The following is a 17,345-nucleotide window of genomic DNA, read 5'->3' as shown; positions in this document are numbered from 1 at the left end:
CTCGAACACGCTTTGCAGATTATTAACAATTCTGTAAACTGCTCGCGGTGTATGCGTCCCGGTGGATGAAGGGCGTTATGAGATCGACTAGCAATAAAAATGACGTCTGACCCGCCGGACAAACAATTAAGAGGTCATGATGAGTACTGAAATTAAAACTCAGGTCGTGGTACTTGGGGCGGGCCCTGCGGGTTACTCTGCTGCTTTTCGTTGCGCTGACTTAGGTCTGGAAACCATTCTGGTTGAGCGTTACTCCACTCTGGGCGGTGTTTGCCTGAACGTGGGCTGTATTCCTTCCAAAGCACTGTTGCACGTTGCCAAAGTGATCGAAGAAGCCAAAGCGTTGGCCGAACACGGCATCGTTTTCGGCGAGCCGAAAACCGACATCGACAAAGTGCGCGTCTGGAAGGAGAAAGTCATCAATCAGCTGACCGGTGGTCTGGCTGGCATGGCTAAAGGCCGCAAAGTGAAAGTGGTCAACGGCCTGGGTAAATTCACCGGCGCCAACACGCTAGTGGTTGAAGGCGAGAATGGTGCTACCACCATCAACTTCGACAATGCCATCATCGCCGCAGGCTCCCGTCCGATCCAACTGCCATTTATTCCTCATGAAGATCCACGCGTGTGGGATTCCACCGATGCACTGGCGCTGAAAACCGTTCCAGAGCGCATGCTGGTGATGGGCGGCGGTATCATCGGCCTGGAAATGGGCACCGTATACCATGCTCTGGGTTCACAGATCGACGTGGTTGAAATGTTCGACCAGGTGATCCCGGCTGCAGATAAAGACGTGGTTAAAGTCTTTACCAAGCGTATCAGCAAGCAGTTCAACCTGATGCTGGAAACCAAAGTGACCGCGGTAGAAGCCAAAGAAGACGGCATCTATGTCACGATGGAAGGTAAAAAAGCCCCTGCAGAACCACAGCGTTACGACGCGGTGCTGGTAGCGATCGGCCGTGTGCCGAACGGTAAACTGCTGGACGCTGGCCAAGCCGGTGTAGAAGTTGACGACCGTGGCTTTATCCACGTCGACAAACAGCTGCGTACCAACGTGCCGCACATCTTCGCGATTGGTGACATCGTCGGTCAACCGATGCTGGCGCACAAAGGCGTGCATGAAGGCCACGTAGCTGCTGAAGTTATCGCTGGTATGAAGCACTACTTCGACCCGAAAGTGATCCCATCGATCGCTTACACCGAGCCAGAAGTGGCATGGGTAGGGATGACCGAGAAAGAAGCCAAAGAGAAAGGCATCAGCTACGAAACGTCCACCTTCCCGTGGGCAGCTTCAGGCCGTGCTATCGCTTCTGACTGTGCAGACGGTATGACCAAACTGATCTTCGACAAAGAAACGCACCGTATCATTGGTGGCGCGATTGTCGGCACCAACGGCGGCGAGCTGTTGGGTGAAATCGGTCTGGCGATCGAGATGGGTTGTGACGCAGAAGATATCGCGTTGACTATCCATGCTCACCCAACCCTGCACGAATCCGTAGGTCTGGCAGCAGAGATCTACGAAGGCAGCATCACCGATCTGCCAAACCCGAAAGCCAAGAAGAAGTAATTTCAGCGGTTGGTAAGGTTGATAAGCGGCTCCTGTAAAGGGGCCGTTTTTTTGGAATAAATGCCAATAAAAGGCCGCTCAAAAGAGCGGCCAGTAGCTTACTTGTTCTGGAATACGACGTTGAAGATCAGTTGGTTGCTGGAAACTGACCAGCCGCCTTTGCTGACGCCAAACACCGAACCCAGCACAATGAGCAGGATAATGAGTGTTCTCCCTTTCATTGCGCGTTCCTTGTGGAACCACGACCACCGCGACTTCACCGGAAAAATCCCGGCGGAACAAGCGTTCGTCAGCGCTTGTATCGCAGTAGTTGCAGCACTGTTCTCAAGCCCGATGACCGGCTGCTAAACCGGCAGAACAGACCCAGAATCAGGGTACATAAAAAAAAGGGTTTTTGCATCCCGATGGTTGATTTTTTAACCAGATTTACGCACAATGAACCTGTTCGTTAGCGCTTGTATCGTTCTTAACGATGTAAGAAATCCGTTCGGTGCCTGCTAACACTGTACGGATACAAAAGAACCGTCTTTATGGCGGTTTTTTTGTGCCCAACGCCCGCCAATTTCTCCCAACTCTATCGATAACCATTGTAAAACTATGGACGTTATGTTGTGCTCATTGGGCTGAGATTGCTGTTGTGCCGTATCGAACCCGAGCCCGTCCCGCCTGCTTTGCAGCCGATTACGCTGCGGTCAACGATTCAGCAAAGATTTAATGTTGCTTTTATGTGAACGAATTAACAACCGATTCAAATCCTGATATGCTGGCTGGGCGGAACCGGGCACTGTACCTTACTTACAGTCCAGGATATCGACAGCAGTGCCCCGTCAAATATCGCCGTGCGCTAAACCCGGTTTGAATATAAAACGCCAGGCACAATAAATGACAATGAGAGCGAGGAGAAAGTCGTGCTAGAAGAATACCGTAAGCACGTGGCCGAGCGTGCTGCAGAGGGCATCGTCCCTAAGCCATTAGATGCGACACAAATGGCAGCGCTGGTTGAATCATTAAAAAATCCGCCAAAAGGCGAAGAAGAATTTCTGTTAGACCTGCTGATTAACCGTGTACCACCGGGCGTCGACGAAGCCGCCTATGTCAAAGCAGGTTTTCTGGCAGCCGTTGCCAAAGGCGAAGCCACTTCCCCCCTGGTTACCCCCGAAAAAGCCATTGAACTGCTAGGCACCATGCAGGGCGGTTACAACATTCATCCGCTGATCGAGGCGTTGGATAACGAAAAGCTGGCACCGATTGCTGCCAAGGCGCTTTCCCATACGCTGCTGATGTTTGATAACTTCTACGACGTAGAAGAGAAAGCCAAAGCCGGTAACCCACACGCCAAACAAATCATGCAGTCCTGGGCCGATGCCGAATGGTATCTGTCACGCTCACCGTTGGCGGAAAAGATCACCGTGACCGTGTTCAAAGTGACTGGCGAAACCAATACCGACGATCTGTCACCCGCTCCAGATGCCTGGTCACGTCCAGATATCCCACTGCATGCGCTGGCGATGCTCAAAAGCGAACGTGAAGGTATTTTCCCGGATCAACCGGGTAGCGTTGGCCCAATCAAGCAGATTGAAGAGCTGAACAAGAAAGGTTTCCCGCTGGCCTACGTCGGTGACGTGGTCGGTACGGGGTCTTCCCGTAAATCTGCCACCAACTCGGTGCTGTGGTTTATGGGTGACGACATCCCCTACGTGCCGAACAAGCGTGGCGGCGGTGTGGTGCTGGGCGGCAAGATTGCGCCAATCTTCTTTAACACCATGGAAGATGCAGGCGCGTTGCCGATCGAAGTGGACGTCTCCAACCTGAACATGGGCGATGTGATCGACATCTTCCCGTATAAAGGTGAAGTGCGTAACCATGAGACCGGCGAACTGGTTGCCAGCTTCGAGCTGAAAACCGATGTGTTGCTGGATGAAGTGCGTGCCGGTGGCCGCATCCCACTGATTATCGGCCGTGGCCTGACCACCAAGGCGCGTGAAGCGCTGGGCCTACCGCACAGCGAAGTGTTCCGTATTGCCAAGCCGGTAGCGGCTAGCAGCAAGGGCTTCTCGCTGGCGCAGAAAATGGTGGGCCGTGCCTGTGGCGTTGCTGGTGTTCGCCCTGGCGAATACTGCGAACCTAAGATGACCTCGGTAGGTTCACAAGATACCACTGGCCCAATGACCCGTGACGAGCTGAAAGATCTGGCTTGCCTGGGCTTCTCTGCCGATCTGGTGATGCAGTCGTTCTGTCACACTGCCGCGTACCCGAAACCGGTAGACGTCACGACTCACCATACGCTGCCGGACTTCATCATGAACCGTGGCGGCGTTTCGCTGCGCCCTGGTGATGGTGTGATCCACTCCTGGCTGAACCGTATGTTACTGCCGGATACCGTTGGTACCGGTGGCGATTCCCACACCCGCTTCCCGATCGGCATTTCCTTCCCGGCCGGTTCTGGTCTGGTAGCCTTTGCTGCCGCGACCGGCGTGATGCCGCTGGATATGCCTGAGTCGGTGCTGGTGCGCTTCAAAGGCAAAATGCAGCCTGGTATTACCTTGCGTGATTTGGTGCATGCTATTCCTTACTACGCGATCCAGCAGGGCCTGTTGACCGTAGAGAAGAAGGGTAAGAAGAACATTTTCTCTGGCCGCATTCTGGAGATCGAAGGTCTGCCGGAACTGAAGGTCGAACAGGCGTTTGAGCTGACCGATGCCTCTGCAGAACGTTCCGCTGCCGGTTGTACCATCAAGCTGGACAAGGCACCGATTGCCGAATATCTGAGCTCCAACATCGTGTTGCTGAAGTGGATGATCTCCGAAGGTTATGGCGATCGCCGTACCCTGGAGCGCCGTATTCAGGGGATGGAAAAATGGCTGGCGGATCCGCAACTGCTGGAAGGCGATGCGGATGCGGAATATGCCGCAGTGATCGAAATCGATCTGGCTGATATCAAGGAGCCAATCCTGTGTGCGCCGAACGATCCGGACGACGCGCGCCTGCTGTCCGACGTGGCCAACAGCAAGATCGACGAAGTGTTTATCGGTTCTTGCATGACCAACATCGGCCACTTCCGTGCGGCAGGTAAACTGTTGGATCAGCATAAAGGCCAACTGCCAACCCGTCTGTGGGTGGCTCCGCCAACCAAGATGGACGCAGCGCAATTGACTGAAGAAGGCTACTACAGCGTCTTTGGCAAGAGCGGGGCGCGTATCGAGATCCCTGGCTGTTCACTGTGCATGGGTAACCAGGCACGCGTAGCGGACGGTGCGACCGTGGTTTCCACCTCAACCCGTAACTTCCCGAACCGTCTGGGTACTGGAGCCAACGTTTATCTGGCTTCCGCAGAGCTGGCGGCAGTGGCATCACTGCTGGGCCGTCTGCCAACGCCTGATGAGTATCAGACCTATATGGCACAGGTCGACAAGACGGCGGCGGATACTTATCGCTACCTGAACTTCGACCAGTTGACCCAGTACACGGAAAAAGCCGACGGTGTGATCTTCCAAACCGCGGTGTAATTCGGTACTGAGTTAGCATCATCACGGGGAGCCTTTGGGTTCCCCGTTTTTTTGTGATCGACCCCGGCTTTTATTGATATTAACTGATTGATTAATATTGATTTTATTAAACCATTACTCTCAGGCTAATAAACCATCCCCCTGCTTGATTGATGGCGTTCTCCTAGACTCTTACTCTAACCGTACTGAACAGAACCAAGTAAACCCAGGAGGTTGAGGTATGTCGCTACATCAAAGCCCCACGCGCGTTTGGGATACCCGGCGGCAGGAAAAAAAACGCCGTATCGCGAGTGTGCAAGGGCAGTCGCAGGGCAAAGTGATCCCCACCGCCGATCTGACCAGCGTGCTGGAAAAACTGCTGGTTTCTGGCGATCGGGTGGTGCTGGAAGGCAATAACCAGAAACAGGCCGATTTTCTCTCCCGTATGCTCGCCGAGGTCAACCCCGCCAAGGTCCACGATCTGCATATGATCATGCCAAGCGTTGGCCGCGCCGAGCATCTGGATATTTTTGAAAAGGGCATCGCCCGCAAGCTCGATTTTGCTTTCTCTGGTACCCAGAGCCTGCGCATTTCCCAACTGTTGGAAGATGGGCAGCTCGAAATCGGTGCCATCCACACCTATATAGAACTCTATTCCCGCCTGTATGTGGATCTGGTGCCGAACGTGGCGCTAGTGGCCGGGTTCAAGGCCGATCGTCATGGCAATCTGTACACCGGGCCAAGTACCGAAGATACCCCGGCACTGGTGGAGGCCACTGCGTTTAAAGACGGCATCGTCATCGCTCAGGTCAATGAACTGGTTGATGATGAAACTGACCTGCCGAGAGTTGATATCCCCGGCTCCTGGATCGATTTTGTCGTGGTGGCAGACAAGCCGTTCTTTATTGAGCCGCTGTTTACCCGCGATCCGCGCCTGATCAAACCGGTGCACGTGTTGATGGGGATGATGGCAATCAAAGGCATCTACGCCAAACATCAGGTGCAATCGCTGAATCACGGTATCGGTTTCAACACCGCCGCCATTGAACTGCTGCTACCTACCTATGGCGAGCAACTGGGTCTGAAGGGCAAAATCTGTAAACACTGGACCCTGAACCCGCATCCAACCCTGATCCCGGCAATTGAAAGCGGCTGGGTGGAGACCGTGCACTGTTTTGGCGGTGAGCTGGGGATGGAGAATTATATCGCCGCCCGCCCGGATATTTTCTTTACCGGTAGCGACGGTTCCATGCGCTCCAACCGTGCGTTCTGCCAGATGGCCGGTCAGTACGCCGTAGATATGTTTATCGGTTCAACCTTACAGATCGACGGTATGGCCCACTCTTCTACCGTGACACGTGGTCGCCTATCCGGTTTTGGCGGCGCACCGAACATGGGGCACGATCCACACGGTCGTCGCCACGCTACGCCTGCCTGGCTGGATATGATCGAAGAGCCGGATCCGTTGGCTCGTGGCCGCAAGCTGGTGGTGCAAATGGTGGAAACCTTCCAGGCGGGGGCCAAACCGACCTTCGTAGAAAAACTCGATGCCGTCGATGTGGCGCAAGAGTCTGGCATGCCGCTGGCACCGGTGATGATTTACGGCGATGACGTCACCCATGTGCTGACCGAAGAGGGCATCGCTTATCTGTATCGTGCACGCTCGCTGGAAGAGCGCCGCGCCATGGTGGCAGCGGTGGCCGGTATCACCGATATCGGGCTGGGTGTGGACGCTAAACGCGTGGCCGAGCTGCGCCGTGAAGGCAAAGTGGTGTTCCCGGAAGACCTCGACATTCGTCGCACCGATGCAACGCGTTCTTTGCTGGCCGCAGGCAGCGTAGCGGATCTGGTCGAGTGGTCCGGCGGCCTGTATAACCCGCCAGCGAAATTCCGGAGCTGGTAATGAAACTTTCCCCCTGTTTAATCGCTTCTGATGCGGACCGAGTTGCCGCACGCTTGGCGGAGCTTGCCACGCAGGCGCTAGTGGATGAGGCGCGCCTCAGCCCGAAACCGGGGCTGGTGGATGCCCGGGGTTCCGGCGCGCATCAGGATTTGACGTTGGCGTTGATGGTGCGTTCCGCCCACAGCCTGACACCGGTCTTCCACCGGCTGGCGATTGCCGGTTGGCAGCGTCCGGCAGATAGTGCGTTGCGTCAGGAAGTGGGCCGGATTGGCCGGGAAGGTGAACAGCGGATGATGGCTGCCACTGCCGGTGTTAATACACATCGTGGGGCAATCTGGGCGATGGGCCTGCTGGTGACGGCGGTAGCCATGCAAGGGGGGAACGCAACGCCATCCAGCAGTTGCACATTAGCCGCTCAGTTGGCGCAGTTGCCGGATCATGCTAGCCCGAAGGTGTTCAGCAAAGGCTTGCGAGCCACTCAACGTTATCAGGTACCCGGCGCGCGGGAGGAGGCCCAGCAAGGTTTCCCGCATGTGATGCAACGTGCGCTACCGCAGCTGTGGTACAGCAGGAACCAGGGGGCCAGTGAGCCAGCCGCGCAGATTGATGCCTTGATGGCCATCATGACCACCCTGAGCGATACCTGCGTGTTGTCACGCGGTGGGCTAACGGCGCTAAACGCGATGCAGCAAGGGGCAGCCGAGGTACTGCATGCCGGAGGGTATCAACATCCGGCAGGGCAGGCGGCGTTGGCCAAATTGGAGCAACGGCTATTGGCGAGCAACGTTTCACCCGGTGGCGCGGCCGATTTACTGGCTGCGGCTCTGTTCCTCGATCGGGCTACGGCCCGCTGAATAATCAATCCAGAGGATGTTATGGAACATATCGATTTGAGTTATCCGGCCAGCATTACGCTGCCGGGTAAGGCACTAACCGGCGTCGTGGGCTCCGGTGACATGGAGGCTCTGTTTGAGCCTGCGGCTGACGGCACGCTGACGGTGGCAATCAAAACCTCCGTAGACGGTAGCCGGCAGCGCTGGCAGCACCTGTTTGAACGCCTGGCCTCGTTGCGCGATTTACCTGCCGGGCGGTTAGAGATTAACGACTTCGGCGCTACGCCGGGAGTGGCTCGGCTGCGTATTGAACAGGTATTTGAGGAGGCCGCCCATGCGTGATGATCTCAGCTTTATCGAACTCAGCGCCCGGGAGCGCGCCCGCAATTTGCTGGACAGTGGCAGTTTCCGTGAGCTGTTGGGGCCATTTGAGCGTATTACTTCTCCCTGGCTGGAGCCGCAGGGCATAGTCACCCAGGCCGATGACGGCATGGTGGTTGCTAAAGGCACCATTGACGGTAAACCGGCAGTGGTGGTGGCGGTAGAAGGGGCGTTCCAGGGCGGCAGCATGGGGGAGGTTTCCGGTGCCAAGATGGCCGCGGCCCTGGAACTGGCAGCAGAAGATAACCGCAACGGCATTGCGACTCAGGCAGTCTTGCTGCTGGAAACCGGTGGCGTGCGTTTGCAGGAGGCCAACCTGGGGCTGGCAGCGATCGCGGATATTCATGCGGCGATTGTCGATCTGCGCCGCTACACCCCGGTGGTGGGTATAATTGCCGGTACCGTGGGCTGCTTTGGCGGGATGTCGATCGCGGCAGCCTTATGCAGCTACCTGATCGTCACCCGTGAAGCGCGCCTGGGCTTAAACGGCCCACAGGTTATTGAACAGGAAGCCGGTATTGAAGAATACGATTCCCGCGATCGGCCTTTTATCTGGAGCATGACCGGTGGCGACGTGCGCTATCGCAGCGGCTTTGTCGATGAAGAAGTCCCGGATGCGCTGCATGCGGTCAAGGCGGCGATGAAAGGTTGTCTGCAACGCGGCGTGCCTGTTCAGCACCGCTCAGACAATTATCACTACTACTTGCCGAAACTGTCGCAGTTCGACACCCGCCAGCAGGCGGATTCGGCGGTCATTGCTCAACTGTTTGCTGCGGAGGATCGGGTATGAGTACGTCATCATCAAGCCGTGGAGAATATTGGTTCTCTTTGCTGACGGCGGGGGCCGAGCAGCGTCAGGGGCAGTGCGCCTCGATCCGGGTTGCGGACGCTGAACTAGAGGGCCAACCGGTGCGTTTTATCGCCGTGGTGCCGGATGCAAATAACCATTACCCACGCGCTGCACGCGGCGAAGTAGGATTGCTGGAAGGTTGGACGTTAGCCCAGGTAGTCAGTGAAGCAGTCGCGGCTGACGTGGGTAAAGTACAAAAGCGCGCCATCGTGGCGGTGATCGATGTGCCGAGCCAGGCCTACGGGCGCCGGGAAGAGGCCTTTGGTATTCACCAAGCCTTGGCCGGTGCGGCCGGGGCTTATGCCAAGGCTCGGCTGGCAGGCCATCCGGTGATTGGTTTAATCGTGGGTAAAGCCATGTCCGGCGCGTTTCTGGCGCACGGCTATCAGGCCAACCGCTTGATCGCCTTCAACGATGCAGGCGTGATGATCCATGCGATGGGCAAAGAGTCTGCGGCGCGCATCACGTTACGTTCCGTAGAGGCGCTGGAGAAACTGGCAGCAACCATTCCACCGATGGCTTATGACGTCGAGCATTACAGCTCGCTGGGCCTGTTGGAACAGTTACTGGATATCCGTGACCCGCTGCAGGCCAGTGAGCAGGAACTTAATCTGGTACGCCACGCACTGATACAGGCGATCGCCAAAACTCGCCGTGAAGGGGTTGGATTAACTAACCGCCTGGGAGCAGACAACCGCCATAGCTCTTCGCTGGTGCGTGAACGTATGCGCGCAGAGTGGTAATGCCACGCTAGCCATTTTTACGTCAGAGTTCAGGAACAAAATACTACCCGCCGGGAGGGCGCATATGATGCGTTCCGACCCGGCATAAAGCTTCACCTGCATATAACAATATAACTAATACCATCGCACCTGATCTGACTGATTTTTTCTTTTTAACAGGTGATTTATGACATACGTAATTATTCATGCCTTGGCGCCGATTTTTGTCATTATGCTGCTGGGCTTTTTTGCCGGTAAGGCAAAAATGGTCGATAACCAGAACGTTTCATTACTCAACATCTTCGTGATGGATTTTGCACTGCCAGCGGCCCTGTTCGGTGCCACCGTACAAACGCCTTGGGTGGGGATCGTCGAGCAATCGCCGCTGATCGTGGTGTTGGTGCTGGCGATGTGGATCACCTATGCGGCGATCTATTTTACCTGCACCGGGATCTTCCATAAGTCTCCGCAGGATGCCGCGGTGCTGACGCTCACCGTGGCATTACCCAACTATGCCGCGCTTGGTCTGCCGATCCTCGGTAGCGTGCTGGGGGAAACGCCGGGAACCTCGCTGTCCGTGGCGGTGGCTATCGCCTGTGGTTCGGTACTGATGACGCCGTTCTGCCTGCTGATCCTAGAGCGTGAAAAGGCCCGTGCGGCCGGCGGGGTTCAGGGGTCCAGCCTGGGCATGTTGCCGGTGCTGATGTGGCGCTCGGTGAAAAAACCGATCGTCTGGGGGCCGCTGCTTGGGGTGGTGCTGTCGGCGGTAGGCGTGCATATGCCTGAAATGGTGCTGGCCGCGATCAAACCGCTTGGCCTGTCGGCCACGGCGACGGCTCTGTTCCTGACCGGGGTGATCCTGTCTGCCCGTAAGTTGCAGATCAACGGCCCGGTGCTGCTGTCGAGCGTGACCAAACTGTTAATCCAACCGTTTATTGCCTGGGGGCTGGTGCTGGCATTGGGCCTGCACGGCAGTGTAGCCATTACCGCTATTTTGATGATCGCCCTTTCTGCCGGTTTCTTCGGTATCGTCTTTGGTAACCGTTTTGGCGTGCAGTCGCCGGATGCCGAAGCCACGTTACTGATCAGTTCCGTGTTGTGTATCATTACCTTACCGCTGTTTATCACCCTGACCTCAGGGATGTAACTGGAGAAGCCGATGATTCGCCCGCATGACCTGATTTGGATTAGTGACCGTGCTGCCCTCAGTGCCGATCAGGCGTTGCCGGAGTGGGTTGGCCAGCAGTGGCGCACTTCATTACCGTTGGTTGTACGGCGCGATGTTCAGGATAGCGGGCGGATCCCGGTTGGGATCCGGGGGATGAAACGCAGCCAGCGCGCCGCAGCTTGGGTTAGCGCAGAGGCTATCCGGCGCGTAGTGACGCCGGAGTCTTTAGTGAGTGAGCCGTTGGCGTTGCTGCACTCGAGCTTTGTTTCCCAGCCTCCGGTGCAGGCGCTCATTATGCTGGCTCAGCGGCCTTGGCCGTGGGTCTGGGGCGTGACAGGTAGCTGTGGTTATGCGTTGGCGACTGAAATCCCGGTGATGCATGCCGACAGCGATCTGGATCTGTTGGTTCGCTGCCCGCAGCCTGCCAGCCTTGATGAGTTGCAGAGGCTGGCACAGTGGTTGCAGGCGTTGCCTTGCCGCGCCGATGCCCAAATAGAAACACCGCTCGGTGGCTTTGCCCTGAGCGAATGGCTGCGGGATGGGCGAGCGATGCTGAAAACCGCTGAGGGACCGTTGTTGACGACGGATCCCTGGGCCAGCTCTCAGGAGCTCTGATGAAGATTTTATTTACCTTTCCCGGACAAGGGCCGCAGGTGCCTCAGATGCTGCACCAACTGCCGGCCAATGAAACAACCCAGCGGTTGTTAAGCGAGGCCTGCGCTGTTCTTGACCAGGATGTACTGGCGTTGGACAGCGCCGAAGCCTTACAGAAAACCCGGGCAGTGCAGCTGTGCCTGCTGATAGCCGGTGTGGCCTACGCGCGGGAATTACAGCAGCACGGGGTCGAGGCTGATTTTGTCAGTGGGCTATCCATCGGCGCTTTTCCCGCTGCGGTGATCGCCGGGGCCTTGGCATTTCCCGATGCCGTCCGGCTGGTGGCGTTGCGCGGCCAGCTAATGGAGGAGGCTTACCCTGCGGGATATGGCTTGGCGGCGATTGTCGGTTTGCCGTTGCGGCTGGTGGAAAGGCTGATAGACGAGGTCAATAGTGCTGAGTTACCGGCCTATCTGGCCAATATCAATGCCGAAGACCAATTGGTTATCGCGGGTAGCGAAGCCGTGATGGCGCAGGTCATGGCGTTGGCAAAAACCGCCGGTGCAGCGAAAACCCAGCGTTTGGCGGTGAGTGTCCCTTCCCACTGTGCCCTGTTGGCACAACCGGCGGAAAAGCTGGCGCAGGCCATGAAGCAGGTAACCATCAATCGGCCGCAGGTTGCGTATCTCAGCGGCAGTACCGGGCGCGTGTTATGGCAACCGGAGCGAATTGCTGACGATCTGGCCTTCAATATGGCCCGCACCGTGCGCTGGCATGAGGCGATGGTGGCGGCCTACGAACGGGAAGTCCGTCTGGCGATCGAAATGCCGCCGGGCGCGGTATTAACCGGCTTGACCAAAAAAGTGATGGAGCAGGGGGAAGCGCTGTCCCGCTGCCAACTGGGCCTGAACGCGGTCTGCGGCATTGTCGCCAAATATCGGCGCGATTAAACCGGCCCTTCACCGCGAGCGTACATGCGGCCTTCCGCCGTCAATGCCAGCAGGTTCGGATCCTGCTGCTGGTTACGATTGAACACCAGCGCGATGGTTTGGCGCATCTGGTACTGTTCGCACAGCGGCAGTAATTTCAACGTGTGTTCATACATCTTCTTCATCCGCCCAGGCACCAGCGTGTAGCCCACCCCGGCCTGCACCAGGCTGAGCATGGAGAAAATATCATTCACCCGGGTGACGATTTCCGGTTCAAAACCGGCAATCTGAAACGCTTCGCTAAAGCCGTGGTAGGTGGCGAAGCCTTCGGTCAGGGAGACAAACTTCTGGCTGCGAAAGTCTTGCAGGTCTGCCGTGCCATCGCTGTTTAGCGCCGAGGCTGCCGGTGCGGCAAGATAGATATCATCCTCAAACAGCGGCAGGATCTCAAAGCGCAGCGGATCGATTTGGCTGTCGGAAACCGAAATCAGGATGGCGTCCAGCAATTGGTTTTCCAACTGGGCCAGCAGATCTTCATTCGATCCCATAGTCAGGCTGATCTCCATGGCCGGGCGTCGCACCTTCAGCCCCATGATCAACCGTGGAATGGTTTCCAGCGTCAGTGAGTAGAGCGTGCCGATACGCATGCGTTGCTGGCCAAACCCCGCCTTCAACCGAGTTTCTTCGATACCTTTGTAGGTGAGATCCACGATATCGCGTGCGTATTCTGCCAGCGTAAGTGCTGCGGGCAGGGGCAGCAGGTTGCGCCCTTTATGAATAAACAGCGGGCAGCGAAAGCCCTCTTCCAGGGTATGTAACGCACGATGCACGCTAACGCTGCTCAAGCCAAGCTGTTCTGCGGCTCGGCCGATGTTTTCCTTCTCCATAAACGCCAGAAAGATTTCCAATTTTTTCAGGGTGATTTCGCTGTCGATCATCGGCTCAGGCTTGGGTAAGGGCTAAGAAGTGTCATGATAACAACAATTGCCCGTCCATAGCAGGTACCAAGAGCCTTCCCGCTTCCCAAGTGGAGGGCGGACCGTTATATTGCGCCACGAATTATTGAACAACTTTGCGAGCGCTCACTGAGTTAGCTGCGAATTTAAGGTTAAACTCAGTCTTATACACCGCTCAGGAGGGCATGCTATGGATTACGAATTTCTGCGTGACGTAACCGGTCAGGTGGTGGTCAGATTTTCGATGGGGCATGAGGCCATCGGCCATTGGATTAACGAAGAGCTCAACGGTGATTTTAACCTGCTGGACCGTATCGAAGCCGGTGCGGCAGGTGTCAAGGGCAGTGAGCGTCAATGGCAGTTGGAAGGCCACGAATACACGTTGCTGATGGACGGTGAAGAGGTGATGATCCGCGCCAACCAGTTGGAGTTCGAAGGCGACGAAATGGAAGAGGGGATGAACTACTACGACGAAGAGAGCCTCTCTTTCTGTGGCATCGAAGACTTTCTGACGGTGCTGAAAGCCTACCGCTCGTTTATGCTCAACTACTGATTATCCAGACGGGCGCAGGATGCTGCTCCCCTTGTGAGTCACAGGTGGCCGATTCTCGGCCGCCTTCCCCCCCACCTTCTTCTGTAATGATTAAATAAAATCAAATAATCATGTTACTGATTTTTTAATCTGCGACACAGCGCCGATTTTTTCTTTTTTGATTTTATATAATCATTTTGATTAAAATAAATCATAATGACGAGGGTAGGATGAAAATTAAGGCGGCAATAGAGAAAATCCCTGGAGGGATGATGGTCGTCCCACTGGTGCTTGGCGCAATGATCAACACCTTTGCTCCACAGGCGCTGGATATCGGCGGCTTCACCACGGCACTGTTTAAAAATGGTGCGGCTCCACTGATTGGTGCTTTCCTGCTGTGTATGGGGGCCGGCATCAGCTTCAAGGCGGCTCCGCAGGCACTGTTGCAAGGCGGCACCATTACCTTGACCAAGCTGCTGGTTGCCATGGCCCTGGGATTAGGCGTTGAACATCTGTTTGGGGCGGAAGGTATTTTCGGCCTGACCGGTGTGGCGATCATTGCCGCAATGAGCAACTCCAACGGTGGTCTGTATGCGGCGTTGGTGGGTGAGTTTGGTAATGAGCGGGACGTAGGGGCGATTTCGATCCTATCCCTGAATGACGGGCCGTTCTTCACCATGATCGCGTTGGGTGCGGCAGGTATGGCGAATATCCCATTGATGGCGTTGGTGGCGGTGTTGGTTCCCCTGCTGGTAGGGATGATGTTGGGTAATCTGGATCATCAGATGCGCGACTTCCTCACCAAGGGGGGCCCAATCCTGATCCCATTCTTTGCCTTTGCGCTCGGTGCTGGCATCAATCTGGAAATGTTGCTGCAAGGCGGTATGGCTGGGGTTCTGCTTGGCGTGTTGACCACTTTTGTCGGTGGTTTCTTTAATATTCGCGCCGATCGACTGGTAGGGGGCTCAGGCATTGCCGGTGCGGCAGCATCAAGCACTGCCGGTAATGCGGTGGCGACGCCATTGGCGATTGCTCAGGCGGACCCTTCGTTGGCTAGCGTAGCGGCTGCTGCGGCCCCGTTGATTGCCGCTTCGGTGATCACCACCGCCATACTGACCCCGATACTCAGTTCTTGGGTGGCGAAGCGTAATGCCGCGAAGGGCGCAGCGCTGAAGGAGACAGCATGAAGATGATCGTGATTGCCGATGATTTTACCGGAGCCAACGATACCGGTGTGCAATTGGCAAAAAAGGGCGCGCGTACCGACGTGATGCTCAACGAACTACCGCAGTCTACCCGGCGCACGGATGTGCTGGTGATCAATACCGAAAGCCGGGCGTTATCTCCTGCAATGGCGAGCGCCAAGGTGAGCGAAGCCTTGCGGGCTTATTGCCAGAGCGATATGCCGCCCCTGGTGTATAAAAAAATCGACTCGACCTTTCGCGGTAACGTAGGGGCCGAGATCGAAGCGGCGATAGTCGCCAGCGGTGCGCAGTTGGCTATCGTGGCCGCAGCCATCCCCGCAGCAGGTCGGGTAACGCTCAATGGCGAATGCCGGGTTCACGGCGTGCCGTTGGTGGAGACCGAGTTCGCCAGCGATCCGAAAACGCCGATCGTGTCTTCTCATATCAAGACCTTGATTGGTTTGCAGACGGCCTACCCGATCCATGAGTTGGATTTACAGGTAGTACGCAGTGGCGAGCTAGGCCGCGAGCTACCGCTCCTGAGCCACAACGGGCCAGCGATTGTGGTAGTTGATGCTGAAACGGATGGCGATCTGGCGCAGTTGGCGCAGGCAATTCAGCAACTCGGTTGCCGTTATCTGCTGGTGGGCGCTGCCGGGCTGGCAAATGCATTGCCAGCCAGCAGCTATCTGGCCGCTCGCCAGCGCCTGCCTGTGCTGGTGGTTGCCGGATCGATGAGTGAAGCCACCCGGCAGCAGATTGTATTTGCTGCAGAAGAAAAGTCGCTCGGCATACTGGACATTGATGTCGAAGCCTTGTTGCAACCGCACAGCCAGTCTGCGGTAGATGAAATTATTCGCCAGGCCGTCAGCGTACTGCGAGATCGGCAGCACTGTGTACTACGCACCTGTAGAGATGCCGATGCCCGCCAGATGATAGATACGCTGTGTGAAAAGCATGACCTTTCGCGCCAGCAGTTGGGGGACAAAATCAGCCAGACATTAGGCTCCATCACCTTGGCGATTATCAATCAGGCTCAGATTGGTGGCTTGTTCCTGACCGGTGGTGACATCGCCATTGCGGTTGCGAGAGCGCTGGGCGCGGAAGGTTACCGTATTACCAGTGAGGTTGTTCCTTGTGTGCCCTGTGGCACTTTCGTCAACAGCGAGATCGACGATCTGCCGGTGATCACCAAGGCTGGCGGATTTGGCGGTGCTTCAACGTTGCGGGATGCACTTTATTTTATTGAGGAGATGTACAGTGGCAAATAACACGATTGCGGTCACCGTGGGCGATCCGGCAGGCATTGGGCCAGAAATTATCATTAAGGCGCTGTCTGAAGGCGAGTTGGCGGGAACGCCAGCGGTCGTGGTGGGCTGTCTGCAAACGTTGCAACGCATTCAGGCATTGGGGATCGTGCCAAAGGTCGAATTGAGGCCGATCCTGAAGGTTTCGGAGGCACGCTTTGCGCCTGGAATTATCAACGTGATTGATGAACCGCTAGAGGATCCCGCAGCGCTGACACCGGGGAAAGTGCAGGCACAAGCGGGCGATCTGGCTTACCGATGCGTAAAGCGTGCCACCGAACTGGCCATGGCGGGTGAGGTGATGGCCATCGCCACGGCGCCGCTGAATAAAGAGGCGCTGCATCTGGCCGGGCATCTGTATCCAGGCCATACGGAGTTGTTGGCAAAACTGACCAACAGCCGGGATTATGCGATGGTGCTGTACACCGATAAGCTGAAGGTGATCCATGTTTCCACCCATATCGCCCTGCGCAAGTTCCTTGATACGCTGAATGCCGAGCGGATCGAAACGGTGGTGACGATGGCGGATACCTTCCTCAAGCGCGTCGGTTTTAAACATCCAAGGATCGCGGTCGCGGGCGTTAACCCCCACGCGGGTGAACATGGCCTGTTTGGCGATGAGGAGATCAACATCGTCAGCCCGGCGATTGCGGCAGTACAACAGCGGGGGATCGATGTCTCAGGCCCGTGCCCACCGGATACCGTCTTCCTGCAGGCTTATGAAGGCCAGTACGATATGGTGGTCGCCATGTATCACGATCAGGGTCATATCCCCCTCAAGCTGCTGGGCTTCTACGACGGGGTTAACATCACGGCGGGTTTGCCGTTTATCCGAACGTCTGCCGACCACGGCACTGCATTTGATATTGCCTGGACAGGTAAAGCCAAGTCTGAGAGCATGGCGATCTCGATTAAATTAGCCACTCAGTTGGCGTGA

The 17,345-nt window shown here is 56.3% G+C and carries 16 protein-coding genes; 14 read left to right on the top strand and 2 right to left on the bottom strand.

Going from position 1 to position 17,345, the window contains the following annotated elements; genetic code table 11:
* Nucleotides 1–139 precede the first annotated feature (139 nt).
* On the top strand, nucleotides 140–1,564 hold the full coding sequence (gene lpdA / locus KGP17_RS22195; protein WP_021806270.1) for a dihydrolipoyl dehydrogenase: 1,425 nt from the start codon (nucleotides 140–142) through the stop codon (nucleotides 1,562–1,564).
* Nucleotides 1,565–1,662: 98 nt separating this feature from the next.
* Here lpdA and KGP17_RS27925 read toward each other — a convergent pair whose 3' ends face one another.
* Nucleotides 1,663–1,785, bottom strand: a complete 123-nt coding sequence (locus KGP17_RS27925) for a hypothetical protein (protein ID WP_021179693.1) — start codon at nucleotides 1,783–1,785, stop codon at nucleotides 1,663–1,665.
* Between the two features lie 687 nt (nucleotides 1,786–2,472).
* On the opposite strand from KGP17_RS27925, the gene acnB reads away from it, so the two are divergent.
* From acnB to mdcH, 9 genes are all read left to right on the top strand, one after another.
* Nucleotides 2,473–5,070 carry a bifunctional aconitate hydratase 2/2-methylisocitrate dehydratase gene (gene acnB / locus KGP17_RS22190; protein ID WP_021179695.1) on the top strand — a complete coding sequence of 866 codons (2,598 nt, stop codon included), beginning with the start codon at nucleotides 2,473–2,475 and terminating at the stop codon, nucleotides 5,068–5,070.
* Nucleotides 5,071–5,290: 220 nt separating this feature from the next.
* Nucleotides 5,291–6,952 carry a malonate decarboxylase subunit alpha gene (gene mdcA / locus KGP17_RS22185; RefSeq protein ID WP_071682010.1) on the top strand — a complete coding sequence of 554 codons (1,662 nt, stop codon included), beginning with the start codon at nucleotides 5,291–5,293 and terminating at the stop codon, nucleotides 6,950–6,952.
* On the top strand, nucleotides 6,952–7,806 hold the full coding sequence (locus tag KGP17_RS22180; protein WP_223498338.1) for a triphosphoribosyl-dephospho-CoA synthase: 855 nt from the start codon (nucleotides 6,952–6,954) through the stop codon (nucleotides 7,804–7,806). Before mdcA ends, KGP17_RS22180 begins: the two co-directional genes overlap by 1 nt.
* Before the next feature lie 21 nt (nucleotides 7,807–7,827).
* Complete coding sequence (locus KGP17_RS22175) at nucleotides 7,828–8,127, top strand: malonate decarboxylase subunit delta (RefSeq protein WP_021806268.1); 300 nt, start codon at nucleotides 7,828–7,830, stop codon at nucleotides 8,125–8,127.
* Nucleotides 8,120–8,956, top strand: a complete 837-nt coding sequence (locus tag KGP17_RS22170) for a biotin-independent malonate decarboxylase subunit beta (RefSeq protein ID WP_021806267.1) — start codon at nucleotides 8,120–8,122, stop codon at nucleotides 8,954–8,956. The genes KGP17_RS22175 and KGP17_RS22170 overlap by 8 nt, the downstream gene beginning before the upstream one ends.
* The gene (gene mdcE, locus KGP17_RS22165; RefSeq protein ID WP_223498337.1) at nucleotides 8,953–9,759 is read left to right on the top strand and encodes a biotin-independent malonate decarboxylase subunit gamma; all 807 of its coding nucleotides are present in this window, start codon (nucleotides 8,953–8,955) and stop codon (nucleotides 9,757–9,759) included. The genes KGP17_RS22170 and mdcE overlap by 4 nt, the downstream gene beginning before the upstream one ends.
* A 166-nt stretch (nucleotides 9,760–9,925) precedes the next feature.
* Entirely contained in the window at nucleotides 9,926–10,885 is a 960-nt protein-coding gene (locus KGP17_RS22160; RefSeq protein ID WP_094981435.1) for an AEC family transporter, read from the top strand.
* Between the two features lie 12 nt (nucleotides 10,886–10,897).
* Nucleotides 10,898–11,521 (top strand): malonate decarboxylase holo-ACP synthase, encoded by a 624-nt coding sequence (locus tag KGP17_RS22155; protein ID WP_223498336.1) that lies wholly within the window; start codon nucleotides 10,898–10,900, stop codon nucleotides 11,519–11,521.
* Entirely contained in the window at nucleotides 11,521–12,450 is a 930-nt protein-coding gene (gene mdcH / locus KGP17_RS22150) for a malonate decarboxylase subunit epsilon (protein ID WP_223498335.1), read from the top strand. Before KGP17_RS22155 ends, mdcH begins: the two co-directional genes overlap by 1 nt.
* Here mdcH and KGP17_RS22145 read toward each other — a convergent pair.
* Nucleotides 12,447–13,367 (bottom strand): LysR family transcriptional regulator, encoded by a 921-nt coding sequence (locus KGP17_RS22145; protein WP_024484333.1) that lies wholly within the window; start codon nucleotides 13,365–13,367, stop codon nucleotides 12,447–12,449. The two genes, mdcH and KGP17_RS22145, sit on opposite strands and share 4 nt — an antisense overlap.
* Before the next feature lie 208 nt (nucleotides 13,368–13,575).
* Between KGP17_RS22145 and yacL the strand changes: the two genes are divergently transcribed.
* The 4 genes from yacL (at nucleotide 13,576) to KGP17_RS22125 (ending at nucleotide 17,345) form a co-directional block, all read left to right on the top strand.
* Nucleotides 13,576–13,938 carry a protein YacL gene (gene yacL / locus KGP17_RS22140; RefSeq protein WP_021179705.1) on the top strand — a complete coding sequence of 121 codons (363 nt, stop codon included), beginning with the start codon at nucleotides 13,576–13,578 and terminating at the stop codon, nucleotides 13,936–13,938.
* A gap of 209 nt (nucleotides 13,939–14,147) precedes the next feature.
* The gene (locus KGP17_RS22135) at nucleotides 14,148–15,104 is read left to right on the top strand and encodes a 2-keto-3-deoxygluconate permease 1 (protein ID WP_021806261.1); all 957 of its coding nucleotides are present in this window, start codon (nucleotides 14,148–14,150) and stop codon (nucleotides 15,102–15,104) included.
* Nucleotides 15,101–16,372: a four-carbon acid sugar kinase family protein gene (locus KGP17_RS22130; protein ID WP_223498334.1), complete on the top strand. Its 1,272-nt coding sequence runs from the start codon at nucleotides 15,101–15,103 to the stop codon at nucleotides 16,370–16,372. Before KGP17_RS22135 ends, KGP17_RS22130 begins: the two co-directional genes overlap by 4 nt.
* On the top strand, nucleotides 16,332–17,345 hold the full coding sequence (locus tag KGP17_RS22125; protein WP_371822062.1) for a D-threonate 4-phosphate dehydrogenase: 1,014 nt from the start codon (nucleotides 16,332–16,334) through the stop codon (nucleotides 17,343–17,345). Before KGP17_RS22130 ends, KGP17_RS22125 begins: the two co-directional genes overlap by 41 nt.

The sequence above is a fragment of the Serratia sp. JSRIV001 genome, from assembly GCF_019968745.1.
Lineage (GTDB): Bacteria > Pseudomonadota > Gammaproteobacteria > Enterobacterales > Enterobacteriaceae > Chania > Chania fonticola_B.
The sequence above is the reverse complement of the archived record's forward strand: the minus strand, read 5'-3'. Positions and strand labels throughout refer to the sequence as shown.